A 26,985-nucleotide genomic window follows, 5' to 3' on the forward strand; every position below is an offset into this window, starting at 1 on the left:
GGGGACTCGGGAGGGCGAGCGGTGCTCATCGGTGGTGCGACGGGGCCGGGAGCTCACGGCCGTTGATGGAGGGCTGCCGGTCTCGGACCAGCCCCGTCGCAGGTCGACGCCGGGAACAGCCGCTTGTCCCGCGCCGACCGCTCTCAGCGCTTCCGCACCACGTAGCGGATCGCGTCGATGACGACGGCAGGCGGCGGGATGAGCGCACCCGGCGCGCTGACCCAGCGGGTCGGCACACCGTCCACTTCGGTCGGCGGCAACGCGATCGGTCCACTCTGGACGTTCACGCCCGGCGGCAGCCGCTGAAAGGGTTCCTCCGTCAGGAAGACCCAGTGGTGCGTCGAGGCGAGGATCGGGACGACGATCTCCCGCCGCCGGATCTCGGTGTTGACCTCACCGGCGAGGCCCGCGGCGAGCCGCAGCCCGGCGATGCCCAGGTTGGCTGGCAGGAAGATCCCGTTGTTCTGCAGCAGCAGCGGCCACCCCAGGTCTCTGGCGTACCGGCTGATCACGGTGTGCGGTAGGACTGACATCTGCCGATTCCCCTCTCCTATGCCTGGTGTTCGCAGCGGAACACCATTGCGGTTGAGGGGGAATCGCATAAATCAGCGAAGCATCTCCGCGAAGTGCTCGGACACCTCGTCGGCCACCTGTTCGGCGTTCCTCGAACCGTCCACTTCGTACACCCGGATGCCGTAGGCACGTGCCCGCGAAACGGCGTCCTCGCCGATGATCCGGTCGCGGTCGATGTTGCGCACCGCGGCGCGGGCGAGCGTCTCCGCCTGGTGCAGGCGGAACTCCTCCGACGGCACCATCACGATCATCCGGTCGGGCTTGCTGAACTCCATCACCAGCTCCGGCCGCAGCCCCCAGCCCTCGGCGAGCACGGGACGTCCGGACACCAGTGCGCGCAGGTCGTCGAGCGTCCACTCGAACCGGTCGGCGAACGACGACTCGATGATCCGCCGCGCCTCCAGCTCGGCCGTCGGCTCGGGCTCGGCGCCGTAGAGCGGCTGACTGCGCAGCGCGCGCTGGGCGATGCGCCGGTCGTTGTGGCCGCGCGCGTCGTGGTAGTCGTAGTGGTACGCGGTGATCCCGTGCCGGTGCGCCAGGATTCGCGCCACGGTCGACTTACCGGCCCACTGGGCGCCACCGATCCACAACGCGTTGGCCAGCGTGCCGAACGGATCCCACATTCGAACCAGCTAACCAGGCGCCGACGCCCAGGCGCTCGCCCTTTCGGACGCTAGTGCCGCCCGGCAGCCTGGTCGGCGAGCACCCGGACGGCCTCGTCGACGGCGGCGCACCGGGCCCGGCGCACGGCCTCGGACAACGGCCGCAGCGCGTCGTCGCGCGCCTGGGTCGCCGACGCGGACACGGCGCTACCGGGTGCGTCCGACGCGGCGACGCGCAGGATCGCGTCGACCTCCGCGGCGCGCTGCAGGACGCGCAGCGCACGTGGAGGCATGGCGGCGGGCCACGGCAGCGTCGAGTTCTCCGTCGCCAGCTCGGCGATCTCCTTGCGCACGTTCGGCCGGTGCCGGGCGACGTCCAGCGTCACCAGCGCGGACGCGGCCTCGCGCATCGCGGCGGCCAGGCCGTTCTCGGCCTCGCCGAGCGGGATGTGCTCGAGGCCGTTCGCGCTCGGCAGGTCGAACACGGTCCAGCGCATCACGCCGTCCGCGACGATCTTCGGCACGAGCCCGACGCTCACCGACGGCACCACGATCGCCTCACCGGCGCGCAGCGCGCACTGCGAGAGCGGGCCCTTGCCGCCGAGGCCGCGCACGTCCCCGGCGACGGGCAGGACGAGTCGTGCGCCGACCGCTCCGGCGCGCCGCAGTGCGGCCAGCAGCAAAGCGGGCCCCACCGGGGCCTCGTCGGGACCGGGGAGGTCGAGCGCAGTGGCGGTGCCGTCGTCGTCGGCGACCACCTCGTGCAGCTCGGCCCACGTTTGCAGGGCGTCGAGGACGTCGTCGGAGGCAGCCAGACCGTGCAGCCATCCCGACGCCCACACGACCAGCGTGGCGCTCGCACAGGACACGCATCGAGATTACGGGGCCAGCGGAAAGCGGACCCACCCGGTGTCTCGCATGGGGGACAAGAGGGGATTGACACTCAGGTAACACCGGGCACAATCAAACGTAACCAGGCAACAAACGGAAGGAACCGGGCATGTACGCGACGGAGCGGCACCGGCTGCTGGTGCAGCGAGCTCGTCAGGACGGGCGGGTCGACGTCGCGGACATGGCGGCCGAGCTGAACGTCGCCCCTGAGACCATCCGCCGTGACCTGGGCATTCTCGAGCGCCAGGGTCTCGTGCGCCGGGTGTACGGCGGCGCGGTCATGATCGATCGGCTCGACTTCGAACCGGGCGTGGCGCAACGCGACCAGACCAACGCCGCCGAGAAGGAGCGCATCGCCAAGGCGGCGCTCCAGGAGGTGCCCGACCGCGGCGCGATCCTGCTCGACGCGGGCACCACGACCAGCAGGCTCGCCACGTTGCTGCCGGCGGACAAAGAGCTGATCGTCTTCACCAACTCGCTGCCCGTCGCCACGATCGTCGCCGCCCGCCCGAACCTCACGCTGCACCTGCTCGGCGGCCGGATCCGCGGCACGACGCTCGCCGCCGTCGAGTCGTGGACGCTGCAGGCGCTCGACGGGCTGCTGGTGGACGTGGTGTTCCTCGGCACCAACGGTTTCTCCGCCGAGCACGGGTTCACCACGCCGGACGTCGCCGAGGCCGCCGTGAAGCAGGCCATGGTCCGCGCCGGGCGCCGCCGCGTCGTGCTCGCGGACCACAGCAAGCACGGAGCGGACCAGCTCAGCCGGTTCGCGCACCTGTCCGAGGTCGACCTGCTCATCACCGACTCCGGACTCACCGAAGAGCTCGAGGACCTGGAGGTCGTCCGAGCATGATCATCACCGTCACACCCAACCCGAGCCTCGACCGCACCGAGCTGGTCGAGGACTTCCGCCGCGGCGAGGTGCTGCGCGCGAAGAGCACCCGGCTGGACCCCGGTGGCAAGGGCGTCAACGTGTCCCGCGCGCTCGCCGCCGCCGGGACGCCGACCGTCGCCGTGCTGCCCGCGGGCGGTGCGGCCGGCGAGCGGCTCTCCGAGATGCTGGCGCCGGAAGGGGTTCCGGTCGTGTCCGTGCCGATCGCCGGTTCGACGCGCAGCAACATCGCGATCGTCGAACCGGACGGCACCACCACGAAGATCAACGAGCCGGGGCCTGAGCTGAGCCCGCGCGAGCTGACCGCGCTGGAGCACCGGGTCACCGCGCTGGCGCAGAGCGCGGAGTGGGTCGTCTTCTCCGGCAGCCTGCCGCCCGGCGCGCCGTTCGACTTCTACGCACGGGTCATCCGCAGGCTGGGCGACACCCGGATCGCGGTCGACACGTCCGGCGGCGCGCTCGTCGCCGCCTGCGTGCCCCGGACCGACCTGATCAAGCCGAACCGCGAGGAGCTGGCCGAGCTCGCCGGTCGTCCGCTGAACACGCTCGACGAGATCGCGGACTTCTGCGCCGGGCTGCCCGTCGCCACCGTGCTGGTGAGCCTCGGCGCCGACGGCGCGCTGCTCGTCCAGCACGGCAAGGCGTGGCACGCCACCGGTCCCGCCGTCGAGGTGCGCAGCACGGTCGGCGCGGGCGACGCGATGCTCGCCGGTTTCCTGCACGCGGGCGCCCGAGGCCCGGACGCGCTGCGCATCGCCGTCGCGTACGGCACCGCCGCGGTCGCGCTCGAGGGCAGCCGCATGCCCACCCCCCAAGACGTGCACCCGCACGAGGTGCGCTGCCTCCCCTTCGAAGTCACCCACGGAGCCGCCCGATGAACGCCGCACTGATCACCACCGATCTCGTCGACCTCCACCTCGAGGGCGAGCGCCGTTCCGCCGTCCGCGAGCTGGCGCAGCGGCTCGTCGACGCGGGCCGCGTCACCGACATCGACCTCTTCCTCACCGACATCGAGAAGCGCGAGCAGCAGATGGCCACCGGACTGGAGGGCGGCATCGGCATCCCGCACTGCCGCTCGGCCGCGGTCACCGAGCCCACGCTCGCGTTCGGCCGCAGCACCAACGGCGTCGACTTCGGCGCGCCGGACGGCCCCGCGAAGCTGATCTTCCTGATCGCCGCGCCGGAAGGCGGCGGCGCAGACCACATGACCGTGCTCGCCGCGCTGGCCCGCCGCCTGGTGCGCGCCGAGTTCAAGCAGACGTTGTTGCAGGCCGACGACCCCGCCGCCGTCGCGGCCTACGTCCAGCAGGAGGTGTCCCCGTGAAGTTCGTCGCCGTCACCGCATGCCCCACGGGCATCGCGCACACCTACATGGCCGCGGAGTCGCTGGAGCAGACCGCGAAGGCCAACGGGGACGAGATCCTCGTGGAGACGCAGGGCTCCGCGGGCTCGACGCCGTTGAAGGCCGAGGAGATCGCGGGCGCCGATGCGGTGATCCTCGCCGCGGACGTCGCCGTGCAGGGCAAGGAGCGCTTCGCGGGCAAGCCGATCGTCGAGGCGTCCGTGAAGCAGGCCATCAGCGGAGCCACCGGCTTGTTCGACCAGGCTCGTGCCGCTGCTGCGGCTGGTCCAGCGCCTGCCGCACCTGCGTTGACCACCAAGGTCAGCGCCAACGACAAGCTCGGCACCAAGATCCGGCAGTGGCTGATGACCGGGGTCAGCTACCTGATCCCGTTCGTCGCGGCAGGCGGCCTGCTGATCGCGCTGTCGTTCGCGCTGGGCGGCTACGAGATCGTCAACGCCCCCAAGGTGACCGACCAGTTCGCCATCGGCTCGCTGCAGAGCTGGGCCGCGCTGATGTTCCAGGTCGGCGCCGCCGCGTTCGGGTTCCTGGTGCCGGTGCTGGCGGGGTTCATCGCGTTCGCCATCGCCGACCGGCCCGCCATCGCACCCGGCTTCGTCGGTGGCGCGATCGCGGTGACCGTCGGCGCGGGCTTCCTCGGCGGTCTCGCGGCCGGCCTGCTGGCCGGTGGCGTGGTGACGCTGCTGAAGCGCTGGAAGGTGCCGCGCTCGGTCGCGGGCATCATGCCGGTCGTCGTGTACCCGCTGCTCGGCTCGGCGATCGTCGGCATCCTGATGTACGTCGTGGTGGGCAAGCCCATCGCCGCCGCCACGACCGGTCTGACCAACTGGCTCAACGGGTTGAGCGGCGCGTCCGCGCTGCTGCTCGGCGCGCTGCTGGGCCTGATGATGGCGTTCGACATGGGCGGCCCGGTGAACAAGGCGGCCTACGCGTTCGCCGTCGGCGGACTCACCACCGGCGCCGAGGCGTCGCTGCAGATCATGGCCGCCGTGATGGCCGCGGGCATGGTGCCGCCGCTCGCGCTGGCACTGGCGTCGACCGTCCGCAAGAAGCTCTTCACCGAGGCGGAACGCGAGAACGGCCGCGCCGCGTGGCTGCTGGGCGCCTCGTTCATCACCGAGGGCGCGATCCCGTTCGCCGCGGCCGACCCGCTGCGGGTGATCCCGTCGATCATGCTCGGCTCGGCGGTCACGGGCGCGCTGTCGATGTCGTTCGGCGCGACGCTGCGCGCGCCGCACGGCGGCATCTTCGTGCTCCCGCTGATCGGCTCACCGCTCCTGTTCGTCGTCGCGCTGCTGGCCGGTGTGCTCGTGTCCACCGCGGCCGTCATCGGACTCAAGCAGCTGCGGCCCGCGCCGTCGCTGGTCCCCGCCTGAGGAGGCACCCGTGTACAAGGCAACCGTCGTCGTCGCGTCGTCCGTGGGCCTGCACGCCCGCCCAGCTGGGCTGGTCGCCCAGCTCGCGGCCCAGCAGTCCGCACCCGTGCTGATCAGCAAGATCGGCGGTGAACCGGTGGACGCGGCGAGCGTGCTCAGCCTCATGACCCTCGGCGCCGGGCACGGCGAGGAGGTCGAGCTGACGTCGGCCTCCGAGGAGGCGGTGCGGGCCGTGGCCGACCTGATCGGTCAGGACCTGGACGGACCTATGTGACGTTCCAGCAGCTCGCGGAACCGCTGCTGGTCGTCCGTTCCCGAGAAGGCGCGGTGCGGCACCGAGAGTGCGACCGCGCCTTCGTCCAGCGTGCTCAGCACGAACCCGGTGCGCGTCTCGGTCCAGCCGGGCAGCTCGGCCCAGTCGATCTCCTCGCGGATCGCCCCGCCGACCGCCATGCGGAACGAGTACTCGTCGGCGCTGCCCACGACCGTCTGGCTGACCAGGTCGTTCGAGCTGAACCGCCACCACACGGCCACCGGCTCCATGAACCCGATGACGACCGCGAACACCAGCCCGAAGATCCCGGCCGCGGTCATGTCGAGGAAGAACAGCACCACGGACATGGCGCCGAGGACCAGCGCGAACCAGGGGGCCCAGCGGAACATCGGGACCATCGTGCGCAGGCTGGCACGCCAGTCGGCCGGTTCGGGGGCCCATCGAAAGTCAACACTCATCGCGCGAACAGCCTAGAGCAGCTCCACGTCGACTGCGGCGGAAAGCGCAAGTAGCGTCGATGAGGTGACCCAGAACCTGCCCCGCACGGCGGGCGAACTGCGCGCCGCCGGACACCTGCCCCGCGGCGTGAAGACGGAGATCAGGGAGAACCTGCTCGCGGCGCTGCGCGAGGGACGTGACCCGTGGCCGGGCATCGTCGGGTTCGAGCGCACGGTGCTGCCGCAGCTCGAACGGGCGTTGCTCGCCGGGCACGACGTCGTCCTGCTGGGCGAACGCGGCCAGGGCAAGACGCGGCTGCTGCGCACCATCGTGACGTTGCTCGACGAGTGGACCCCGGTCATCGAGGGCAGTGAGCTCGGCGAGCACCCGCTGGAGCCGATCACGCCCGAGTCGAAGCGGCGCGCCGAACAGGAGGGCGACGACCTGCCCGTGAAGTGGCGGCACCGGGACGAGCGGTACGCCGAGAAGCTCGCCACGCCGGACACCTCGGTCGGTGACCTGGTCGGCGACGTCGACCCGGTGAAGGTCGCGGAGGGCCGCAGCCTCGGCGACCCGGAGACGATCCACTACGGCCTGCTGCCGCGCAGCCACCGCGGCATCATCGCGATCAACGAGCTGCCCGACCTCGCCGAACGCATCCAGGTCGCGCTGCTCAACGTCATGGAGGAGCGCGACATCCAGGTCCGCGGCTACACGCTGCGGCTGCCGCTGGACGTGCTGCTCGTCGCGACCGCGAACCCCGAGGACTACACGAACCGCGGCCGCATCATCACGCCGCTGAAGGACCGCTTCGGCGCGGAGGTGCGCACGCACTACCCGCTGGAGATCACGCACGAGGTGGCGCTGGTGCGGCAGGAGGCCGAGCTGGTCGCCGAGGTCGGCGACCACCTGCTGGAGATCATCGCCCGGTTCGTGCGGCACCTGCGCGAGTCGTCGTCCATCGACCAGCGGTCGGGCGTGTCCGCGCGGTTCGCGGTCGCGGCGGCGGAAACCGTTGCCGCGTCGGCGTTGCGGCGCAGCGCGTTGATCGGTGAGACGCCCGCCGTCGCGCGGCCGGTCGACCTGTTGTCGGTGCCGGACGTGCTGCGCGGCAAGCTCGAGTTCGAGGCTGGTGAGGAGGGGCGCGAGGACGAGGTGCTCATCCACCTGCTGCGCCGCTCGATCGCGGACACGGCGCGCGCCCGGTTCGCCGGGCTCGACCTGCGGACGCTCGCGCACACCGTGTCCGACGGGCACCCCGTCGCGACCGGCGACCGCGTGCACGCGGGTGACCTGCTCGCCGCGTTGCCGGAGCTGCCGGTGCTGCACGAGGTCGCGGCGCGGCTCGGCGCGGGCCCGAAGGACCCGGTCGGGCGGATCGCGTCGGCCGTCGAGCTGGCGCTGGAGTCGCTCTACCTGACGCGCAACCTCGCGAAGGACGAGGACGACGAGCGACAGGTCTACGGGTGAGGTACCGGTACGGACGCTGGGGAGGCGGCGCGGATCCGCTCGCGCCGCCCACCGACCTGCGTGCCGCCGTCGACGACCTCGGCCGCGAGATCATGGAGGGCGCGTCACCGGCGTCGGCGTTGCGCGAGCTGCTGCGCCGCGGCGTGGACGGCACCCGCGGCCTCGACGACCTGACCAGCAGGCTGTGGCAGCGGCGGGCCGCGATCCAGCGCAGGCACCGGCTCGACGGCACGCTCCAGGAGATCCGCAAGCTGCTGGACGACGCGCTGGCAGCGGAACGCCGCGCGCTCTTCCCCGATCCGGCCGACGACGCGCGGTTCCGCGAGGCGCAGCTCGACGCGCTGCCGCCGGGCACCGCGGCCGCAGTCCGCGAGCTCGCCGAGTACGACTGGCAATCGCCGCAGGCGCGCGAGTCGTACGAGAAGATCCAGGATCTGCTCGGCCGTGAGCTGCTGGACCAGCGCTTCCAGGGCATGAAGCAGGCGCTGCAGGGCGTCGAGCGCCAGGACGTCAAACGCATCCAGCGGATGCTGCGCGACCTGAACGCACTCCTCGACGCGCACGGCAAGGGCTCGCCGGACACACCGCGCCTCTTCGACGAGTTCATGCGCAAGCACGGCGAGTTCTTCCCGGAGAACCCGCGCAACGTCGACGAGCTGATCGACGCGCTCGCCGCCCGCTCCGCCGCCGCGCAACGCATGATGAACTCGATGACCGCCGAGCAGCGCGCCGAGCTGGCCTCGTTGAGCGAGCAGGCGTTCGGGTCGTCCGGCATCGGCTCCGAACTGTCCCGGCTGGACTCGATGCTGCAGTCGCTGCGGCCGGGCGAGGACTGGACGTCCTCCGCGCGGTTCCGCGGCAAGGACCCGCTCGGGCTCGGCGAGGGCGCGCAGGCGATGGCCGACCTCGCGGAGCTGGACGCGCTGGCCGAGCAGCTCTCGCAGTCCTACCCCGGCGCCCGCCTGGAGGACATCGACCTCGAGGCGCTGGAACGCCAGCTCGGCCAGGAGGCGTCCGTCGACGCACGCCGTCTCGCGGACCTGGAACGCCAGCTGCGCCAGCAGAACATCCTCGAACGCGCACCCGACGGCTCGATGCGCCTCACCCCGAAAGCACTGCGGCGGCTGGGGGAGACGGCGCTGCGCGGCGTGATCGACAAGATCCGCCGGCGCGGCGAACGCGACAGCAGGCGCGCGGGCGCGGCCGGTGAGCTGACCGGCAGCACCCGCCCGTGGCAGTTCGGCGACACCGAGCCGTGGGACGTGCCGCGCTCGTTGCGCAACGCGGTGCTGCGGTCCGGTGAGATGAAGCTCAACGTCGTGGACGTCGAGGTGTCCGAGACCGAGCAACGCTCGCGCGCCGCGATCGCGCTGTGCGTCGACACGTCGTGGTCGATGGTCCAGGACGGCCGCTGGGTGCCGATGAAGCGCACCGCGCTGGCGCTGCACCACCTCGTGCGCACCCGGTTCCGCACGGACGCGTTGCAGCTCATCACGTTCGGCCGCTACGCGGAGACCGTCGACATAGGACAGCTGACCGCGCTGGAAGGCGTGTGGGAGCAGGGCACGAACCTGCACCACGCCCTGCTGCTGGCGGGACGGCACCTGCGCCGCCACCCGGACGCGCAGCCGGTCGTGCTGGTCGTGACCGACGGCGAGCCGACCGCGCACCTGGAGGCCGACGGCGAGGCGGAGTTCACCTACCCGCCGCTGCCCAGGACCCTGGCGCGCACGCTGGCCGAGGTCGACTCGATGGCCCGGCTCGGCGCGACGATCACCGTGTTCATGCTCGGGGACGACCCCAGGCTGGCCGCGTTCGTCGACCTCGTGGCCCGGCGCAGCGGCGGTCGTGTGGTGGCGCCCGGTGAGGACGGGCTGGGTGCCGCGGTGGTGAGCGACTACCTGAGGTCCAGGCGAAGGTCGTGAAAGCCGCGGTGCGGGCCTGGGCGCTCGCGGCGGTGATCGGCGGCGCGCCGTCGACCGCGCACGCGCTGCTCACCGGTCGCGACCCGCTGGCGGCGACCCGTGCCGCGGGCGCGATCCTGGGCAGACCTGGGGTGGCCGCGGGAGTCGCGGCGCACGTGCTGATCTCCGCCTGGTGGACGCTCGTGCTCGCGGCCGCGCACCGGCGACGACCACTGGGCGCGGCGAGCGGTGCGGTGGCGGGCCTGCTGATCGCCGCACTCGACCTCGGCGTGCTCGCCCCGGCCGAAATTCGCGCGCTGCCGCAATGGCCCCAGTGGCTGGACCACGTCGTGTTCGGCGCGGTCGCCGGGGCAACGCTGAGCGGGTTGGGAGAGCGACCTCCCAACCACACCTCGGGCCGCTAGTTGTTGCAGTTCTGCCGGCAGTCCTCCAGCGCGGTGGCGCAGTTCTGGGTGCAGGTCTCGATGTCAGCGGGATTCTGCGCGCACTTGAGCTCGCACTCGGTGAAGATCCGCACGCACTTGACGCAGTCGATGACGCCTGCCTGGGCCTTGGCCGCGCCGAACTCGGGGAACACGGCACCGAACACGGTGGCCGCCGCCGCGACGGCCGCGAGCTGGATCGCGGGCGAGAAGCCGCTGACGCCGATCCGGGAGAAGCCGTGCAGCGCCACGGCGGTCACCGCGGCGAGCAGCACCGCGTTGCGGATCAGCTCGCCGAGCGTGCCGAAGCAGCCGCAGGAGATCTTCAGCCCGCGCACCAGGCCGCTGACCACCGCGCCGGTCACGGCCACACGGGCGTGGACGAGAGTTTCGCAAATCCGGCGACCAGCAGCAGAACGCCCACCACGAGCCTGGTCAGCAGTTCGAACCCGATCCACATCGGCATCACCCCCCGTTTCGACGTCGAAGCCAGCGGCGACCGTAGTGATCGGATACGCTCGACTGGTAGTGACTTTCGGCCACACCCGAAATGGGTACTGGGAAAAGGACGTTCGTAACTAACGTAGACACCGGTCATCCGCTCGTCGCAAGGATTTCCCCGTTGATCGGAACACGCGAACCAAGACCGGTGCGTTCACGTGCTGGGTGCGATGAGAACCTTGCTGAAACTGTTCGCAGAGCAAGTAGTCCGAAATCCCGATGCGATCGCCCTCGTCTGCGGCGCCGAAGAAGTGTCCTATGTGGACCTTCATGTGCGCGCGGGCGAGCTCGCGCGGGAGCTCGTCGCACGCGGGGTGCGGCCGGGTGAGCTGGTCGCGGTCAGCACGCCCCGGTCGGTCGAGCACGTCGTCGAGATCCTGGGTGTCCTGATCGCGGGCGCGGCCTACGTACCGCTGGACTCGCGCTGGCCGGAGGTCCGCAAGCAGCTCATCCTCGACGACATCGCGGGCCACGTCGACGAGGACCTGGCGTACGTCATGTACACGTCCGGGTCGACGGGCAGGCCCAAGGGCGTCATGGTCACCCACGACAACGTGGCCGCTCTCGCGCTGGACCCTTGCTGGCGCAATCAAGAACGCGTTCTCGCAATTGCGTCCACCGCATTCGACGCGGCCACGTTCGAGATTTGGGTGCCGCTGTTGCGCGGCGGTACGGTCGTTCTCCACCGGGGTGATGTCGATACCGCTTCGGTGCGGCACGAGATCGGAGAACACCGAATCACTTCGCTCTTCCTCACCGCCGCATTGTTCGACGTGATCGCACGGGAGGATCCGGCCTGTTTCCGCGGTGTCCGCGAGGTGCTGGTCGGCGGTGACGTCGTCGCGCCCGCCGCCGTCAGGGAGGTGCTCGACGCGTGTCCGGGCACCGCCGTCTGCAACGTGTACGGCCCAACGGAAACCACGGTGTTCGCCACCCGGCACCCGATCAGCGGCACCGGTGGCCCCATCCCGATCGGCACGCCGCTGCACGGCGTCCAGGCGCACGTGCTCGACGAGCACGGGCGGTCCGCGCGGGAAGGTGAGCTGCACCTCGCCGGAACCCGCGTCGCCAAGGGCTATCTGAACCAGCCGGAGCTGACGGCCGAGCGGTTCGCGGGCGGCCGGTACCGCACGGGCGATCTCGTGCGGCGGCGGTGGGACGGCTCGCTCGACTTCCTCGGCCGCGCCGACCGGCAGGTGAAGATCCGCGGCTTCCGGGTCGAGCTGGGTGAGGTCGAGGCCGCGCTGGCCGAGTTCGGGCAGAACACCGTGGTGGTCAGGGACGGCGCGCTCGTCGCGTACCTCGTGCCGAACTCCGGTCGTGACGTCAGGCAGGAGCTCACCACCACCCTGCCGGACTTCATGGTGCCGCACACGATCGTCGCACTGGACCGGCTGCCGCTCACCACCAGCGGCAAGATCGACCACGCCGCGCTGCCGGCACCGGAACGGGCCACGCACGGCGGTGAGCCGCGCACCGAGACCGAGGAACTGGTGTGCCGCGTCGCGCACGACGTGCTCGGACGCGAGGTCGGTGTGCGGGACCGGTTCCTCGAGGTCGGTGGCGACAGCGTCACGGCGATCGCATTGGTCAGCCGGATGCGTTCGCACGGCTGGGAGCTGACCGTGCGCGACGTGCTGCGGCTGGACGTCGAACACCTCGCGCAGACCGCGAAACCGGTCGACACCAGACGGCCCGAGGTGGCGTTCGGCCGCGAGCTGCCGCTGACCCCGTTGCAGGAGGGCATGTTCTTCCACGCCCTGCTCGACGCGGACAGCTACGCGGTGCGGCTGGTGGTCGCCGTCGGCAGGCCGCTCGACCCGGCACGACTCGATGCGGCGGTAGCAGAGCTCGTGGCCCGGCACGCGGCACTGCGCGCACGCTTCCACAACCGGCCGAACGGGCCCGTGCAGACGATCGGCGACGGCACGACGCTGTGGGTCGGGCTCGACGGCGACCGGCTCGTGCTGACCTACCACCACCTGCTGTTCGACGGCTGGTCCGTGCCGGTGCTCGTGCGCGACCTCCTCGCGCTGCACGACGGCGCCGAACTGCCGCCGGCCGCGGACTTCCGCGACCACCTCGCGTGGCTCGCGACGCGCGACCGCCGCCCGGCCGAGGAGGCGTGGCGGAAGGCGTTGGCGGGACTGGACGAGCCGACGCTCGTCGCGCACGCGGACGGGAAGCAACCGCACGAGGCCGTGCACGCCGAGGTGGATCCGCCGCGGCACCACGGGATCACGCTCGGGACGGTGGTGCGGGTCGCGTGGGCCGTCACGCTCGGCGTGCTGACCGGCCGTGACGACGTCGTCTTCGGGTCGACGGTCTCCGGCCGCTCGCCCGAGGTGCCGGGCGTCGAGGACGTCGTCGGCTGCCTGATCAACACCGTGCCGACGCGCGTGCGGCTCGACCCCGCCGAGACGATGCCGCGCCTGCTCCGCCGGGTGCAGGCCGAGCAGGCGGACCTGCTGGCGCACCAGCACCTCGGGCTCGCCGCGATCCAGCGCGAGACCGGGCCGCTGTTCGACACCGCGACGGTCCTGGAGAACTTCCCGGCGGACGTGGCGTTCGAGTCGTTCGACGCGCCGCACTACCCGCTCGCGCTCGCGGTGACGCCCGGCGAACGGCTGCACCTGCGGCTGACCTACCGGCCCGACCTGTTCACCCGCGCCGAGGCCGAGACGATCCTGCGCCGCTTCGAGCGCGCGGTCACCGCCGGCGACCGGCCGGTGGGCGAGATCGACCTGCTCGATCCCGCGGAGCACCGGCTCTTCGCCGAGGCGAACGACACGACAGTCGACGTGCCGCGACGAACACTGCCCGACCTGCTCGCCGACCAGGCCGCGCGAACACCGGACGTGACAGCGATCGTCTGCGAGGACACCGAGCTGACGTACGCACAGCTCAACGCGAACGTGAACCGCCTGGCGCACGAGCTGATCGCCCGGGGCGTGACACCGGGGGACCGGGTCGTGCTGACGATGCGCAGGTCGGTCGGCCTGGTCACCGCGATGTTCGCCGTGACCCGCGCCGGCGCCGCGTACGTGCCGATCGACCCGGACTACCCGGCGGAACGCGTCGCGCACATCCACCGCGACGCGGACCCGAGGCTCGTGCTCGACGAGGCGGACGCCACCGGTTCTCCCAGCACACCACCACTAATCGACGTTCCCCTCGACGCGACGGCGTACGTGATCTACACCTCCGGATCGACCGGCACGCCGAAGGGCGTCGAGGTCACGCACCGCGGCATCGCGAGCCTCGTGGCCGCGCAACCGGCGGAGCCCGGCACGCGGGTGCTCCAGTGGGCGTCACCGGGTTTCGACGCCGCGCTGTGGGAGATCGCGGGGGCTCTGCTGAACGGCGCCACGCTCGTCATCGCACCACCGGGCAGGCCAGACTTCGGGAAGCTGGTGGCTGAGCACGGGATCACGCAGATCACGCTGCCGCCGTCGGTGCTGAAAGCGTTGCCACCACGAGCGATTCCCGCGGGTACCACGCTGATCGTCGCGGGTGAGGCGTGCGACGAGGAGACCGCGGCGAGGTGGTCGCCCGGCCGCCGGATGATCAACGCGTACGGACCGACGGAGACCACGGTGTGCGCCACGACGTGCGAACTGCCGTCCGGCAACGGGATCCCGGCGATCGGCCGTCCCATCGCGAACACCCGCGTGCGCGTGCTGGACGCGTGGCACCGGCCCGTCCCGGTGGGCGTCGCGGGCGAGCTGCACATCAGCGGGCCGGGTGTGGCACTGGGATACCTGCACGGGCAACGGTTCGACGGCACCTACCGCACCGGCGACCTCGTGCGCTGGCGGCCCGACGGGCAGCTCGAGTACGTCGGCCGCACCGACGACCAGGTCAAGATCCGCGGGTACCGGGTCGAACCGGGTGAGGTCGAGTCCGTGCTCGCCCGGCACCCGGACGTCCGGACGTGCGCGGTGGTCGCGGTGTCCGGCAGACTGGCCGCGTTCGTCGTCGGCGACGTGCCGGCCGCCGCGCTGCGCGCCCACGTGACGACCACTCTGCCCCCGTACATGGTTCCGGCCAGCTACCACCGCCTCCGCCGGCTGCCCGCCACCCCGAACGGCAAGCTCGACCGGCGCGCGTTGGCCGCTCTAGCGCGGCCTGAGGAGATCGACCCCGGTGACCTCGCGCCGGGTTCGGTGCTGGAACAGCGGATCGCGGCGATCTGGTGCGACCTTCTCGGCCGCGCGCGGGTCGGCGTGCGGGACAACTTCTTCGACCTCGGCGGCGACTCGCTGCTGGTGGTCCGACTGCAGGCCGCGTTGACCACGGCGGTCGGGCGCGAGGTCCCGCTGGTGGACCTCTACGCCCATCCGACGGTCGCCGAGCTCGCCGCCCACCTCGGCGAAGGCGACCGGACCACGGTTTCCCGTGCGCGTCAGCGCGCGGCCTGTCAACGCGCGGCCCGTCAGGGTCGTGCGGGGAAAGGACTGCATTGACCACGTCCGTGAACTCCACCGACATCGCCATCGTCGGGATGGCCGCGCGCCTGCCCGACGACCCCTTCGAGTTCGACGCGCGATTCTTCGGCTGCACCGACACCGAGGCCGCGGAGCTGGACCCGCAGCACCGGCTGTTCCTCGAATGCGCCTACCACGCGATGGAACGCGCTGGTCGCGTGCTGGACCGCTGGGACGGTGTCGCCGGGATCTACGGCGCCACCAACCTGAGCTGGTACTACCTGCGGCACGTGTATCCGCGCGCGGGCCACGACCCGTTGTTCGGCAACACACCGGACGGGCTCGTCACGCGCGCCGCGTACGAGCTGAACGCGACCGGCCCCTGCGTCACCGTGCAGGCGGCGTGCGCGTCGTCGCTCGTCGCGGTGCACATGGCGTGCCAGGACCTCCTGAGCTACCAATGCGATCTGGCCGTCGCGGGCGGCGTGTCGGTCGACGACGAGGGCGCCGGAACCGGTGTCGTGGTGCTGCGCAGGCTCGCCGACGCGCTGGCGTCCGGCGACCACGTGCACGCCGTGATCAAGGGCTCCGCCGTGGCGAACGACGGCAGGCGGCGCGTCGGCCCCGCGAGCTGCGGCTCGGCGGGCGCGCGGGAGGCGGCGCTCGCCGCGCTGGCCGTGGCGGGCCTCGAACCGGAGGACGTCGGGCACGTCGAGCCGCACCGGCCCGGTGACGCGGCCGAGGCGGCCCTGTGGGACGAGGTGTACCCGATGGCCATGCCGGGGTCGGCCAGCTCGACGGAGCTCGGCCAGGCGGCCGCGGTGGTGTCGCTGATCAGGACGGCGCTGGCCGTCGAGCACGGGTGGGAGCCGTCGGTGCCCGGCTTCCCGGCGGTCGGCTCGATGCCGGATGGACGGCTGGCCGGTGTCGCCGCGTCCGGGTCCGGCGGTGTGCACGCGCACGTCGTGCTCGGTCAGGCACCACGCCGATCGCAGGCCCCCGACGACGTGGAGTGGCACCTGCTCCCGTTCTCCGCCAAGACACCCGCGGCACTCGGCGTGCTCGCCGAGCAGCTGCGCGAGCACCTGCGGGTCAACGAGGTGCGCATGGCCGACGTGGCGCACACCCTGCGGTCCGGACGGCGCGAGCTGGGGCACCGGACGTTCGCGGTGTGCCGCGACGGCGAGTTCGAGGTCGCGCCGGTGACCCGTCCGGACTTCGCGTCGCTGGTGTTCTCGTTCACCGGCGAGTCGATCGAGTCGGACGTGCTCACCGCGCTGCGGCTGATGAACGCCGGCATCAGGCCGGTCGCCGTGCTGGGCACCGGTTTCGGCGAGTACGCGGCGGCGTGCGTCGCGGGCACGCTCACCCTCGACGAGGCGCTCGCGCTGGCGAAGGCGCGGGAGAGCCCGGAGTCCTATGAGAAGGCGGTGTGCAACGCTCAGCCGCGTGCGGGGGAACTCCCGCTGCTGTCCGGTGCGACGGGCGCCGTCGTCACCGAGGACGAGGTGACCGACCAGCGGCACTGGCTGTCCATGGTGGACGACATGTGCCCGGCCGTGCCCGCTGTCTCGGCGTTCGTCGTGGAGGTGTCCACGGCGGTCGACGAGCCGGCGTTCCTCGCTCTCGTGGGGTCGGTGTGGGCGCGCGGTGCCGAGGTCGACTGGGACGCGCTCAGCTCCGGGGCTGCTCGGCGGGTTCCGCTGCCGGGCTACCCGTTCGAGCGGCAGCGGTACCACCTGCCGTGACGTAGTCGTCCGGGTCGAAGTCGCGGATGCGGCGCATCATGCGGATCGTGGACCACGGCCACATGGTGCTGTTGCGGCCGTTGGCGTCGAGGTAGTAGCTGACGCAGCCGCCCGCGTTGTACACGGTGCGCTGAAGTGCCTGCTGCACCTCGGTGTTGTAGGCGTGCTGGACGTCCTCGCGCACGTCCACGACCGGCCAGCCCGCCGCGCGCATCGCGGTGAGCGCGCTGGTGATGTAGTTCAGCTGCGTCTCGATGACGGTGAACGCCGACGAGTGCCCGGTGCCGAGGTTCGGGCCGAGCAGGAGGAACAGGTTCGGGAAGCCGTGCACCGAGGTGCCGAGGTAGGCCTGCGGGCTGCCGCGCCACACGTCGGCGAGCGTGCGTCCGCCGCTGACGACCCGCTTGGCCACGGACGGGTCGCTGAAGTGGAAGCCGGTGCCGAAGATGACCGCGTCGACCTCGCGTTCGGTGCCGTCGGCCGCGACGATCCCGTTGGGGGTGAACGACCGCACGGCCTGCGGGACGAGCTCGACGTTCGGCCGCGCGAGCGCGGAGTAGTAGGTGTTGGACATCAGCAGCCGCTTGCAGCCGAGCACGAAGTCCGGGGTGAGGTGCGCGCGCAGCTCGTCGTCCTCGATGGCCCTCCGCAGGTTGTAGGTGCCCAGTTTCTGCACCAGCTTCATGATCCGCGGGTGGCGGAAGCCGACGCTGAACAGCTCCATGATCCCGAACACCACCTGGCGGGGGAGCTTGGCCGACGGCTTGGGCAGCACCCTGGGAGCGGTGCGCTGGAACAGGTACAGCTGGTCCACTGTGGATTGAATCTCGGGGACGAACTGGATCGCCGACGCGCCGGTGCCGACGACGGCGACGCGCTTGCCGCGCAGGTCGTAGTCGTGGTTCCAGCGCGCCGAGTGGAAGACCTCGCCCTCGAACGGTCCGGCGTCGGGGATCTTCGGCTCGTGCCACGGCCCGGTGGCGGAGACGATGGTGCGCGCGCTGATCTCACCGTTGATCAGCCAGCGCGCGCCGTCCCACTCGGCGCTGCGCACCTCGGTGCCGTAGCGGGGCCGGACGCCGTGCCGCTCGGCGGTGATCCTGAGGTACTGGAGAATCTCGCGCTGCCCGGCGAAGGCGCGTGACCACGTGCCGGGCGCGAACGAGTACGAGTAGAGCGACGACGGCACGTCGCACGCGCAGCCGGGATAGGTGTTGTCCCGCCAGGTACCGCCCAGCTCGGGCGACTTCTCCAGCACCTCGACGTCGAAGCCCTGTGCGCGCAGCCGGATGGCCGCACCGATACCGCTGGGTCCCGCCCCGATCACGACCACGTCCGTCACAGATACCGACGGTATTTCGATACTGATGGTCTGTCAACGTATGATCCGTGCCGTGCCGAGACTGAGTCGCGCCGAGAGCCAGGCGCGCACCCGTGAGCTGCTGAGCGAGACCGCGCAGCGGCTGTTCCTCTCCGACGGCTACCACGCCACGTCACTGGAGAAGATCGCCGACGCGGCCGGCTTCTCGAAGGGCGCGGTGTACTCGAACTTCAGCGGCAAGGACCAGCTGTGCCTCGTCGTGCTGGACGCCCTGTACGCCGAGCGCATCTCCGCGATCGCCGCGGTGTTCAGCACCGGCACGCTCGACGACCGGCTGGCCGCGTTCGAGGCCTACGCGGAACGGATGATCGGCGACGAGCCGCGCACCCAGTTCGAGGTCGAGTTCGCCCTGCAGGCCCGCAAGGACCCCGACCTGCGCGCCGCGCTGGCCGAGCGCGACGCGGTCGTGGCGGCCGCGCTGGCGGCGCTGATCGAGGCCCAGGTGGCCGAGCTGGAGCTGACGCCCCTGCTCCCGGTCCCGGACGTGGCGCGTGCCCTGCTCAGCCTGGGCATCGGGCTGGGCGTGCAGCGGTTCGTGGAGGGCGCGCCGTCCGTGCGCGTCCTCATCGACACCGTGCGGGTGCTACTCGGGGTCCGTGCCGTCCCGATGGGTTGAGGCGAGCACTTCCTCGGTCACCTTGTCCTTGCCCGCGCGGTGCTTGCCGTGGGGGAGCAGGGAGAAGTGCGCCTCGTCGCGCATCCGCTCGACCATGTGCGGGTAGTGCAGCTCGAACGCGGGCCGCTCGGACCGGATCCGCGGCAGCTCCTTGAAGTTGTGCCGCGGCGGCGGGGACGTGGTCGCCCACTCCAGCGAGTTGCCGTAGCCCCACGGGTCGTCCTGCGGTGCCGGGTCGCCGTAGCGGTAGCTGCGGAAGACGTTCCACACGAACGGGAGCACGGACGCGCCGAGGATGAACGCGCCGATCGTCGAGAACGTGTTGAGGAACGTGAACCCGTCGCTCTCCAGGTAGTCCGCGTACCGGCGCGGCATGCCCTCGTTGCCCAGCCAGTGCTGCACCAGGAACGTGGTGTGGAAGCCGATGAACGTGGTCCAGAAGTGCAGCTTGCCCAGCGGCTCGTTGAGCATCCGCCCGGTCATCTTGGGGAACCAGAAGTAGATGCCCGCGTACGTGGCGAACACGATCGTGCCGAACAGCACGTAGTGGAAGTGCGCGACGACGAAGTACGTGTCCGAGACGTGGAAGTCCACCGGCGGCGACGCGAGCAGGATGCCCGTCAGGCCACCGAAGAGGAACGTCACCAGGAAGCCGACGGCGAACAGCATCGGCGACTCGAACGTCAGCTGGCCGCGCCACATCGTGCCGATCCAGTTGAAGAACTTGATGCCGGTCGGCACGGCGATCAGGAACGTCATGAGCGAGAAGAACGGCAGCAGCACCGCGCCGGTCGCGTACATGTGGTGCGCCCAGACGGCGACGGACAGCATGCCGATCGCGAGCGTCGCGAACACGAGTCCCTTGTAGCCGAACAGCGGTTTTCGGGAGAACACCGGGAAGATCTCGGTCACGATGCCGAAGAACGGCAGGGCGACGATGTAGACCTCGGGATGGCCGAAGAACCAGAACAGGTGCTGCCACAGGATGACGCCACCGTTGTCCGGGTCGAACACGTGCGCGCCGAGGTGCCGGTCGGCCGCGAGACCCATGAGCGCCGCGGTGAGGATCGGGAACGCGAGCAGGATCAGGATCGACGTCACCAGGATGTTCCAGGTGAAGATCGGCATCCGGAACATCGTCATGCCGGGCGCGCGCAGGCAGATGATCGTCGTGGTCATGTTGACCGCGCCGAGGATCGTGCCGAGACCGCTGACCGCGAGACCCATGATCCACAGGTCGCCGCCGATGCCGGGGCTGTGCACCGCGCTCGACAGCGGCGTGTACGCGAACCAGCCGAAGTCCGCCGCGCCGCCGGGCGTGATGAAGCCGGAGAGCACGGTCAGCCCGCCGAACAGGAAGAGCCAGTAGGAGAACGCGTTGAGCCGGGGGAACGCCACGTCCGGCGACCCGATCTGCAGCGGCAGGATGTAGTTCGCGAATCCGAACAGGATCGGCGTCGCGTACAGCAGCAGCATGATCGTGCCGTGCATGGTGAACAGCTGGTTGAACTGCTCGTTCGACAGGAACTGCAGGCCCGGCCGCGCCAGCTCGCCGCGCATCAGCAGCGCCATCAGGCCGCCGACCATGAAGAACGCGAACGACGTGACCAGGTACATGATCCCGATCTGCTTGGGATCGGTCGTCCGGAACAGGCTCAGCAGGTAGGACCCCTTCGGACGGGCTCGCGCCGCGCCCGGATGGGGGATCACCGGTGTTGGTTTGATCGTGGTCACTTGTTGGACCCTCTTCCCTCCGGGGGAACCTCCTGCCGCTCAGACGAACATCGTCCTCCCGGTCAGACCTCTGGGCAATCCATGACGAGCACCGCACTGGTCACCGCGGCCACTGGAGCACCCGGCTTCAGGCCGCTGACCTGCACGGAGTAGGCGCCGGGGGCCAATCCGGGGAACCGCGCCGACACGATCCCGCTGGCCACGGACGGTGCCCTCGATTCGACCAGTCTGCCCGCTTCGTCCGTTACCGCGATCTTCACCGCGCGCCGGTTCTCCTCGTCGAGCTCCACGTCGACCGGCAGGTCCTCGCCCGTCAGCAGCAGGTCGGGGACGGTCACCCTCGGGTGCGTCCACTCGATGTTCCTGACCTGCACCGCGACCGCCGTGATGATCGACTCGACCTCGTCGAGCACGGCCGGGTTGTCCTGCAGGCTGGTGTGCTGCTCGGTCACCCGGCGCAGCACGTTCGAGTCGAGCATGACGTCCGGCCTGGTCGAGCCCACCGACGGCACCGTCGAGTCGCCGAACAGGTCGCGGCCGTCGTAGGTGCGCACCGGGGTCGCCTTGCCGTCCGCGATGCGGATCGTCGTGGCCGTCGGCTGCTTCGCGCCGATGATCGCGTGCGTGGCCGTCGCGCTCGCCGGCCGCGCCTCCTCGGCGTTGTTGATGGCCACGTGGAACGCCATGGCGTCCTCGACCATCTTCGTGCGCAGCTCGGGCAGCGTGGTCTCGGTGGTCTTGAGCAGTCCGTGCGGGCTCTCCACGCACGCGTACTCGGGCATCAGCTGGTGCAGCGACGGCATGCTGCGGGCGAACTCGGTCAGGTCGATCGCGAGCGGGCCGAGGCCCTTGCGCAGGCCGTTGACCAGCTGCTCGACGGCCGCCGCCGCGCCGCGGTACGGCGTGCCGATGGTGATCAGCTTGCGGGTCACCTCGTGACCGCCGCACTTCTCGATGTACCAGCGCGCGACGAGCCCGCCCATCGAGTGGCACACGAACACGGCTTTCGCGTCCGGCTGGGTCTCCCTGAGCTTGCCGAGTGCCCGTTCCACCTCGCGGCCGAGGCGGGCGCCGTTGTACCGGTTGGACAGCCGCCAGTCGTACGGGAACAGCAGCAGGTTGCCCTTCTCCTCGGTGAAACCGATGGAGCGCAGGCGTTTCGTGAGCCGGTCGTAGCCCTTCAGCGGCGTCCAGATGCCCGGCAGCACGTGCAGGTCGGCCATGAGCGCCACCGGCTCGATTCCGTCGCCGGGGTGTTCGTCGCCGATGTCCTCGGGCAGCGTCATCCGGCGCAGGCTGCGCCCGAACGACAGCACCGCGCGCAGCGCCGCCCGGCCGGACACCTCCCACACCGGGCCGTTCTCGTCGCGCAGGGTGCTCCCCAGGATGCCGGGCAGTACGACAACGAGGTCGTTCATGAGGAGGCCTCCTCGGCCACTATGCGGATGAGCGTCAGCAGGTCGGGATGCACGGGGACGAGCCGGGTCAGCTCGATGATCCACTGCAGCGGGTGCCTGCCGCCGCGCACGAACGTCCGCGCGGCGGCCTGGTCGCCGGCGAGCATCCGCTCCACGGCCCGGTACAGCGGCACGTCCGGGTGCGTGCCGAGCGCGAGAGTCACGTCGCGCAGCGCGCCCGCGTGCGCCACGGCGAGGTCGTAGAGCAGCTCGGGGATCCGCGCCGGGTGGTCCAGCGCCTCGAACGTTTGGTCCAGCACGTCCGGGGTGTTCTTGGCGATGGTGAGCAACGCGTGCGCGGGCCGGTTGCCGTGCACGACCTCCATCGCCTCGGTCGTGAGCAGGTCGTCACGGCGTTCGTGCAGCAGCTCGCGGCGCCGTTCACCCGTGGCGTCGAGGAACTCGTCCGCGACGCTGGTGAGCAGCACCCGCCGGTAGGCCTCGGTGATGCCCTGCTCTTGCGCTGTCGTCCGGCGCTGCTGCAGGTTCTGCGCCTCGTTGATGCTCACGCCGAGCAGCGCCTCGGCGATCGCGACGTCGGCCGCTGCGTCGAGCAGTTCGGGGTGCTGGGCGAGGTGGTCGCGCTCGGTCAGGTAGGTGGGCGTGTGCACCCAGTCGCGTGCGGTGCGCAGCAGCGCGCGGTCGACGGTGAGCCAGCCGGGCAGGTTCGGCCACGGCCAGTTCTCGGCGGCGTCGAAGTGCCTGCGCGCCAGGTCGTGCAGGTCGCCGATCAGCAGCCGCGACGTGCCCGCGAGCACGAGTGCGGACCGCAGCCAGCCGACGGCCTCGCGGTCACCGGGCGTCGCGCTCGCGGCGCGCAGCATGAGCAGCGTCGCGGCCTCGGGCTTGCCGGATCTGGCGATCACCCGGTGCCACGTCTCGTCCACGACGTCCGGCCTGCCGAGCGTCGCGCACACCGTGTCGAGCGTGCTCAGCGCGGCCACCAGGTCCTGCTGGCGCCCGTCGGTGGCGAGGAACGTCTCGATCGCGTGCTGCGCCGTCGCCATGGCTTCCTCGGCGCGGTTCGCGTCGCGGTAGCGCTTGGCGAGGTTCAGCACCGCCGCGCCGTGCGTCGGCAGACCCTCGGCCAGCCTGGCCGCGCGTTCGGCGGCGGCCCGCGCGTCCTCGCAGCGGCCGATGACGGCGTAGAGGCTGCTGACGCTCAGCAGCGCCTCGGCGAGCTGTGGGCGGTACGCGCCGTTCTCGTCCAGCCGCCGGCTGAGCTGGGCGGCCTTCTCGGCCGTGGTCTCCGCCTCGGCCCGCTGTCGCAGTGCCACGTGGTCGCGGCCGAGCGACAGCAGCGCCGATGCCTCGTCGGACAGGAACGCCGGGTTGGACTCGGCGAGCCGCTGGTACAGCCCGACGGCCTCGCGGGAGTGCCGCATCGCGTCGTCGTAGCGGCCGATCTCGTGGCATCGCGCGGCGAGGCAGCGCAACGCTTTCGCGAGCGGCGGCCGGTGCACGGGCTCGTCGGCGTGCGGCCGCATCAGCGCCACCGCGGCCTCGGCCGTGGCCAGCGCCTCACGCCTGCCGGACTGGGCGTAGAGGTCGCTGAGGTCGACCAGCGCGACGCTCAGGTGCGGCACGTACGTGACGTTCTCGCTGCTGTGCGAGCGGCCGACGCGTTGCGCGAGCCGCTTGTGCGTGACCGTCTCCGCGGTGGTGGGCGTCTTCGCGACCAGCTCGCGGTAGCGGAGCACGGCCTCCTCGGCGGGCGCGATCGCCTGCTGCACCTTGCCCGCGTCGCGGTAGCGCTGGCCGAGCCGGTTCAGCACGTACGCGAGATCCGCCAGGTACATGCGCGCCACCGGGACGAGGTCGCGGAAGTGGTCCGCCGCCTCCTCCAGCGGGGAGACCGCCTCGACCGGCCTGCCCCAGTGGGTCAGCTCGTTGGCGGCCGTCGTCGCCGCGAGCGCGATGTCCGGCACCAGCTTCGGGTTCTCACCCGCCAGCTTCCTCAGGCCGGCCAGACCGTCCGGGCCCGCGTGGCCGCAGTGCCGCCACGCGTACTTCCACAGGTAGCCGGCGGCGTCCGCGGCGATGCCGCTCTCGATCAGCTCGGTGTACCGGTCGATCAGCGCGGCGGCCACGACCGCCGACTCGGGTGCGAACACCTGCTCGCGGCTCGGCGCGAACGGCGGGCGCAGGTGGTCGGCGAAGCTCTGGTGGGCGAGCTTGTAGACCTCGGCACCCTCCTCGCGGTCCTGCACCACGTGGCTGCCCAGCTCGGCCAGCACCTTCCCGACGTCGTCGCTGGTGAGCCGCTCACCGCACAACGCGGAAGCGGCCGCGATCCACTCGGGCTCGGGGAAACCGGAGCCGAAGCTGAGGGTGAGCGCGCTGAGCAGCGGCCGCGCGGCGGGCACCCGGTCCAGCTCCTTCTCCAGTGCCGCGGTGAGCGACAGGCGGGGGTCGAGGCCGTCGCGCGGCTGGTTGGTGATCAGCCACGCGGTGTAGAAGGGCTCGGTGGCGAGCTGGGCCGCGGCCTTCTCGTCGCCCAGCCGCGCCAGCACGTAGTCGTGCACGTCGTCGGTGCTGTCGTAGTCGTCGAGGTCGAGTGTCTCGACCGGGGCGAGCTCCGTGAGCAGGGGAGCACCGCCGGCCGCGCGCTGCACCTCGCGCGTCGCGACGATCACCGTGCAGTGCGGTGCGAGCTTGGTGAGCAGCGTCGTCGCGATCGTGAACGACTCGCCGCGCGCCTCGTCGAGCCCGTCGACGACGATGACGAGCCCGTCCGTCTTCTGGATCGCGCCGACCAGCTCAGCCGCGTCGCGTCGAGGACCGGTGGGCGACTGGACGCGGCCCTGCGCGACGAGCTGCTTGCTGATCAGGTCGGCGAGCCGGTTGGCGTCCATCGTCTGCGCGTGCACGTGGGCGTGCACCGAGCCCTCACCGGGGTCGGCGTGCTTGATCTCGGTGCCGGACTCGAGCAGGTGCTCGCGTTCGATCGCGTTGGACAGGCTGACGACGCGCCCGACGATCGCGGACTTGCCGGTACCGGGGGAGCCCGTCACGACCCGCAGCCCGGCGACCCCGGACCTCACCCAGCCGACGACCTTGTCGACCTCTTCCCGGCGTCCGGTGAACCAGCTGCGCTCGTCGGCGGAGTCACCGCCGCGCGCCGCCATCAGCATGCGCTGGACCACGCGTTGCGGCGTGTTCTTCGGGTGCCGCGGGTTGGCGAGCATCGACGCGGGCACGCCGTCCTGCAGGAACCGCGGCCGCTGCACGTCGGAGTCCCAGCCGCGCAGCAGCGCGATGCCGAGCGAACCGCCGTCGATCATCTCGATGTGGTCGGCCCAGCGCTGCAGGTCGTCGTCCGTGCGCGGACCTTCGCTGACCAGGGTGCGCAGCTTCGCGCCGAACAGCCCGTCGCGCGCGGTCTCGACGGCCGAGCAGGACACGAGGAACCCGATCCAGTGCTGCTCCTCGGGCGTCTCCGCCTTCAGCTCGGACACGATGCGCATCGCCTCGTCGAGCTGCGTGCCCGCGAAGCACCCGTCGATGATGATCAGCAACTGGTTCGCGCCGGACTCCGCGCACGCGGCGGCGAAGTCGTCGAGCAGGATCCCGTCGGCCTTGCCCCTGCTGTCCTTCGCGAGCAGCCGCAGCTTGCCCGCGTGCGGCATCGCGTGGCCGCTCCACAGCGCGATGAGCGAGGCACCGTCCTGCGGCTGCATCGTGAGGCCCTTGAGGTGCTCGCGAACCTCCTGCTCGGTCGGGTCGACCAGCGGCTCGCCCTCGTAGTCCTTGAGCAGCGCGCGCAGGGACCGCACGTCGTCGACGGCGTGCTGCAACTCGGGCACCGCCGCGTAGTTCCCGACGCCGATGCCGACGAACCGACCCTTCATTCCTGAGCGCACCCCCCAGGGTGCGTCGCTGTGGCGGACGATCTGTTAGCCCGGTTCCCTCAGTCGGACGAATCCTCACGCTTGTTTTCTATCGCCGTGTTCTTCTCGAGGAACCGCAGCAGCTCGACCGGGAACGGCAGCACCAGCGTCGAGTTCTTCTCGGCCGCCACCTCGACGATCGTCTGCAGCAACCGCAGCTGCAACGCCGCGGGCGTCTGGTCCATCGTGGCCGCCGCCTCGGACAGCTTCTTGCTCGCCTGCAGCTCACCGTCGGCCGTGATGACCCGCGCCCGGCGCTCGCGCTCCGCCTCGGCCTGCCGCGACATGCTGCGCTTCATGCTCTCGGGCAGCGCGACGTCCTTGATCTCCACCCGGTCGATGTTGATGCCCCACTCCAGCGCCGGAGTGTCGATCATCAGCTCCAGCCCCTGGTTCAGGTGCTCCCGGTTGGACAGCAGGTCGTCCAGCTCGCTCTTGCCGATGATGCTCCGCAACGACGTCTGAGCCACCTGGAGCATCGCGAACCGGTAGTCCTCGACGTTGATGACGGCCTTCGCCGGGTCGCTCACCTGGAAGTAGAGGACCGCGTCCACCCGGACCGTCACGTTGTCCCGCGTGATGCCGTCCTGCGCGGGGACCGGGAGGGTCACGATCTGCATGTTGACTTTTCTCAACGAGTCGACGCCGGGGACGATCATCGTCAGGCCGGGGCCCCTGACCGCCTGCTGGAGCTTGCCGAAGCGGAACACCAGGCCCTGCTCGAACTGCTTGATGACGCGGGCGCTCATCGCCGTGCCCAGCGCCGCGAACCCCAGAACTCCCGCCAGAATCTCCAGGATCACGAGCCCCGCCTCCCTTGGCTGGTCCCTCTAGATCCTCAGGCTACGCCCGGTGCTTGGTCGCTGGCTTCTTTGCGGTGGTGGGGTGGGGAGGGGCTCGCTGATCACCAGAGGTCGCCACATCGAAAATGCCCTGTCAAGGCGGAAAAGCTGCCTTGACAGGGCATTTTCGATGTGGCAAGGCTTCGCCTGATCAGCGAGCCCC

At 71.1% G+C, this 26,985-nt stretch carries 21 protein-coding genes; 11 read left to right on the forward strand and 10 right to left on the reverse strand.

Annotation, left to right across the window (positions count from 1 at the left end; genetic code table 11):
- Positions 1–143: 143 nt before the first annotated feature.
- The 3 genes from FKR81_RS34905 to FKR81_RS34915 all read right to left on the reverse strand — a co-directional run bounded on the left by FKR81_RS34905 (position 144) and on the right by FKR81_RS34915 (position 2,044).
- Positions 144–533, reverse strand: a complete 390-nt coding sequence (locus FKR81_RS34905) for a hypothetical protein (RefSeq protein ID WP_146358511.1) — start codon at positions 531–533, stop codon at positions 144–146.
- Positions 534–605: 72 nt separating this feature from the next.
- On the reverse strand, positions 606–1,196 hold the full coding sequence (locus FKR81_RS34910) for a hypothetical protein (protein WP_146358512.1): 591 nt from the start codon (positions 1,194–1,196) through the stop codon (positions 606–608).
- A gap of 50 nt (positions 1,197–1,246) precedes the next feature.
- Positions 1,247–2,044, reverse strand: a complete 798-nt coding sequence (locus FKR81_RS34915; protein WP_146358513.1) for a hypothetical protein — start codon at positions 2,042–2,044, stop codon at positions 1,247–1,249.
- 131 nt (positions 2,045–2,175) lie between these two features.
- On the opposite strand from FKR81_RS34915, the gene FKR81_RS34920 reads away from it, so the two are divergent.
- From FKR81_RS34920 to FKR81_RS34940, 5 genes are read left to right on the forward strand one after another with little or no spacing between them, the layout of a single operon-like run.
- A complete protein-coding gene (locus tag FKR81_RS34920; protein ID WP_146358514.1) occupies positions 2,176–2,919 on the forward strand; it encodes a DeoR/GlpR family DNA-binding transcription regulator in 744 nt (247 codons plus the stop codon).
- Positions 2,916–3,836: a 1-phosphofructokinase gene (gene pfkB / locus FKR81_RS34925; RefSeq protein ID WP_146358515.1), complete on the forward strand. Its 921-nt coding sequence runs from the start codon at positions 2,916–2,918 to the stop codon at positions 3,834–3,836. Before FKR81_RS34920 ends, pfkB begins: the two co-directional genes overlap by 4 nt.
- Positions 3,833–4,282, forward strand: a complete 450-nt coding sequence (locus FKR81_RS34930) for a PTS sugar transporter subunit IIA (RefSeq protein ID WP_146358516.1) — start codon at positions 3,833–3,835, stop codon at positions 4,280–4,282. The genes pfkB and FKR81_RS34930 overlap by 4 nt, the downstream gene beginning before the upstream one ends.
- Positions 4,279–5,697 carry a PTS fructose transporter subunit IIC gene (locus FKR81_RS34935; RefSeq protein WP_146358517.1) on the forward strand — a complete coding sequence of 473 codons (1,419 nt, stop codon included), beginning with the start codon at positions 4,279–4,281 and terminating at the stop codon, positions 5,695–5,697. The genes FKR81_RS34930 and FKR81_RS34935 overlap by 4 nt, the downstream gene beginning before the upstream one ends.
- A 10-nt stretch (positions 5,698–5,707) precedes the next feature.
- The gene (locus tag FKR81_RS34940; protein WP_146358518.1) at positions 5,708–5,971 is read left to right on the forward strand and encodes an HPr family phosphocarrier protein; all 264 of its coding nucleotides are present in this window, start codon (positions 5,708–5,710) and stop codon (positions 5,969–5,971) included.
- On the opposite strand, the gene FKR81_RS34945 is transcribed toward FKR81_RS34940, so the two are convergent.
- Positions 5,947–6,360 (reverse strand): YcxB family protein, encoded by a 414-nt coding sequence (locus FKR81_RS34945; protein WP_186763357.1) that lies wholly within the window; start codon positions 6,358–6,360, stop codon positions 5,947–5,949. The genes FKR81_RS34940 and FKR81_RS34945 overlap by 25 nt on opposite strands.
- Positions 6,361–6,493: 133 nt before the next feature.
- On the opposite strand from FKR81_RS34945, the gene FKR81_RS34950 reads away from it, so the two are divergent.
- Genes FKR81_RS34950 through FKR81_RS34960 form a run of 3 tightly spaced genes read left to right on the forward strand, consistent with a single transcriptional unit; the run spans position 6,494 to position 10,208 of the window.
- A complete protein-coding gene (locus tag FKR81_RS34950; RefSeq protein WP_146358520.1) occupies positions 6,494–7,879 on the forward strand; it encodes a sigma 54-interacting transcriptional regulator in 1,386 nt (461 codons plus the stop codon).
- Positions 7,876–9,804 (forward strand): vWA domain-containing protein, encoded by a 1,929-nt coding sequence (locus FKR81_RS34955; RefSeq protein WP_146358521.1) that lies wholly within the window; start codon positions 7,876–7,878, stop codon positions 9,802–9,804. Before FKR81_RS34950 ends, FKR81_RS34955 begins: the two co-directional genes overlap by 4 nt.
- A complete protein-coding gene (locus FKR81_RS34960) occupies positions 9,801–10,208 on the forward strand; it encodes a hypothetical protein (protein ID WP_235922003.1) in 408 nt (135 codons plus the stop codon). Before FKR81_RS34955 ends, FKR81_RS34960 begins: the two co-directional genes overlap by 4 nt.
- On the opposite strand, the gene FKR81_RS34965 is transcribed toward FKR81_RS34960, so the two are convergent.
- Positions 10,205–10,591, reverse strand: a complete 387-nt coding sequence (locus FKR81_RS34965) for a MauE/DoxX family redox-associated membrane protein (protein ID WP_146358522.1) — start codon at positions 10,589–10,591, stop codon at positions 10,205–10,207. The two genes, FKR81_RS34960 and FKR81_RS34965, sit on opposite strands and share 4 nt — an antisense overlap.
- A 306-nt stretch (positions 10,592–10,897) precedes the next feature.
- Between FKR81_RS34965 and FKR81_RS34970 the strand changes: the two genes are divergently transcribed.
- Together FKR81_RS34970 and FKR81_RS34975 are read left to right on the forward strand one after the other, a co-directional pair.
- A complete protein-coding gene (locus FKR81_RS34970; protein WP_146358523.1) occupies positions 10,898–15,193 on the forward strand; it encodes a non-ribosomal peptide synthetase in 4,296 nt (1,431 codons plus the stop codon).
- Positions 15,190–16,902, forward strand: a complete 1,713-nt coding sequence (locus FKR81_RS34975) for a beta-ketoacyl synthase N-terminal-like domain-containing protein (RefSeq protein WP_146358524.1) — start codon at positions 15,190–15,192, stop codon at positions 16,900–16,902. Before FKR81_RS34970 ends, FKR81_RS34975 begins: the two co-directional genes overlap by 4 nt.
- On the opposite strand, the gene FKR81_RS34980 is transcribed toward FKR81_RS34975, so the two are convergent.
- The gene (locus FKR81_RS34980) at positions 16,829–18,244 is read right to left on the reverse strand and encodes a flavin-containing monooxygenase (protein ID WP_222598502.1); all 1,416 of its coding nucleotides are present in this window, start codon (positions 18,242–18,244) and stop codon (positions 16,829–16,831) included. The genes FKR81_RS34975 and FKR81_RS34980 overlap by 74 nt on opposite strands.
- Before the next feature lie 52 nt (positions 18,245–18,296).
- On the opposite strand from FKR81_RS34980, the gene FKR81_RS34985 reads away from it, so the two are divergent.
- Positions 18,297–18,899: a TetR/AcrR family transcriptional regulator gene (locus FKR81_RS34985; RefSeq protein WP_146358526.1), complete on the forward strand. Its 603-nt coding sequence runs from the start codon at positions 18,297–18,299 to the stop codon at positions 18,897–18,899.
- Here FKR81_RS34985 and ctaD read toward each other — a convergent pair.
- From ctaD to FKR81_RS35005, 4 genes are all read right to left on the reverse strand, one after another.
- A complete protein-coding gene (gene ctaD, locus FKR81_RS34990; RefSeq protein WP_146358527.1) occupies positions 18,867–20,633 on the reverse strand; it encodes an aa3-type cytochrome oxidase subunit I in 1,767 nt (588 codons plus the stop codon). The two genes, FKR81_RS34985 and ctaD, sit on opposite strands and share 33 nt — an antisense overlap.
- A 62-nt stretch (positions 20,634–20,695) precedes the next feature.
- The gene (locus FKR81_RS34995; protein WP_146358528.1) at positions 20,696–22,051 is read right to left on the reverse strand and encodes a lipase/acyltransferase domain-containing protein; all 1,356 of its coding nucleotides are present in this window, start codon (positions 22,049–22,051) and stop codon (positions 20,696–20,698) included.
- Entirely contained in the window at positions 22,048–25,941 is a 3,894-nt protein-coding gene (locus FKR81_RS35000) for a tetratricopeptide repeat protein (protein WP_146358529.1), read from the reverse strand. The genes FKR81_RS34995 and FKR81_RS35000 overlap by 4 nt, the downstream gene beginning before the upstream one ends.
- 59 nt (positions 25,942–26,000) lie before the next feature.
- The gene (locus tag FKR81_RS35005) at positions 26,001–26,783 is read right to left on the reverse strand and encodes a slipin family protein (protein ID WP_407936566.1); all 783 of its coding nucleotides are present in this window, start codon (positions 26,781–26,783) and stop codon (positions 26,001–26,003) included.
- Positions 26,784–26,985: the final 202 nt, after the last annotated feature.

The sequence above is a fragment of the Lentzea tibetensis genome (assembly GCF_007845675.1).
GTDB classification, from domain to species: domain Bacteria; phylum Actinomycetota; class Actinomycetes; order Mycobacteriales; family Pseudonocardiaceae; genus Lentzea; species Lentzea tibetensis.

Coding starts and splice junctions, on each gene's coding strand:
- FKR81_RS34905 (WP_146358511.1), bottom strand. CDS start 533: ATGTCAGTCCTACCGCACACCGTGATCAGCCGGTACGCCAGAGACCTG.
- FKR81_RS34910 (WP_146358512.1), bottom strand. CDS start 1,196: ATGTGGGATCCGTTCGGCACGCTGGCCAACGCGTTGTGGATCGGTGGC.
- FKR81_RS34920 (WP_146358514.1), top strand. CDS start 2,176: ATGTACGCGACGGAGCGGCACCGGCTGCTGGTGCAGCGAGCTCGTCAG.
- pfkB (WP_146358515.1), top strand. CDS start 2,916: ATGATCATCACCGTCACACCCAACCCGAGCCTCGACCGCACCGAGCTG.
- FKR81_RS34930 (WP_146358516.1), top strand. CDS start 3,833: ATGAACGCCGCACTGATCACCACCGATCTCGTCGACCTCCACCTCGAG.
- FKR81_RS34945 (WP_186763357.1), bottom strand. CDS start 6,360: ATGTTCCGCTGGGCCCCCTGGTTCGCGCTGGTCCTCGGCGCCATGTCC.
- FKR81_RS34970 (WP_146358523.1), top strand. CDS start 10,898: ATGAGAACCTTGCTGAAACTGTTCGCAGAGCAAGTAGTCCGAAATCCC.
- FKR81_RS34995 (WP_146358528.1), bottom strand. CDS start 22,051: ATGAACGACCTCGTTGTCGTACTGCCCGGCATCCTGGGGAGCACCCTG.
- FKR81_RS35000 (WP_146358529.1), bottom strand. CDS start 25,941: ATGAAGGGTCGGTTCGTCGGCATCGGCGTCGGGAACTACGCGGCGGTG.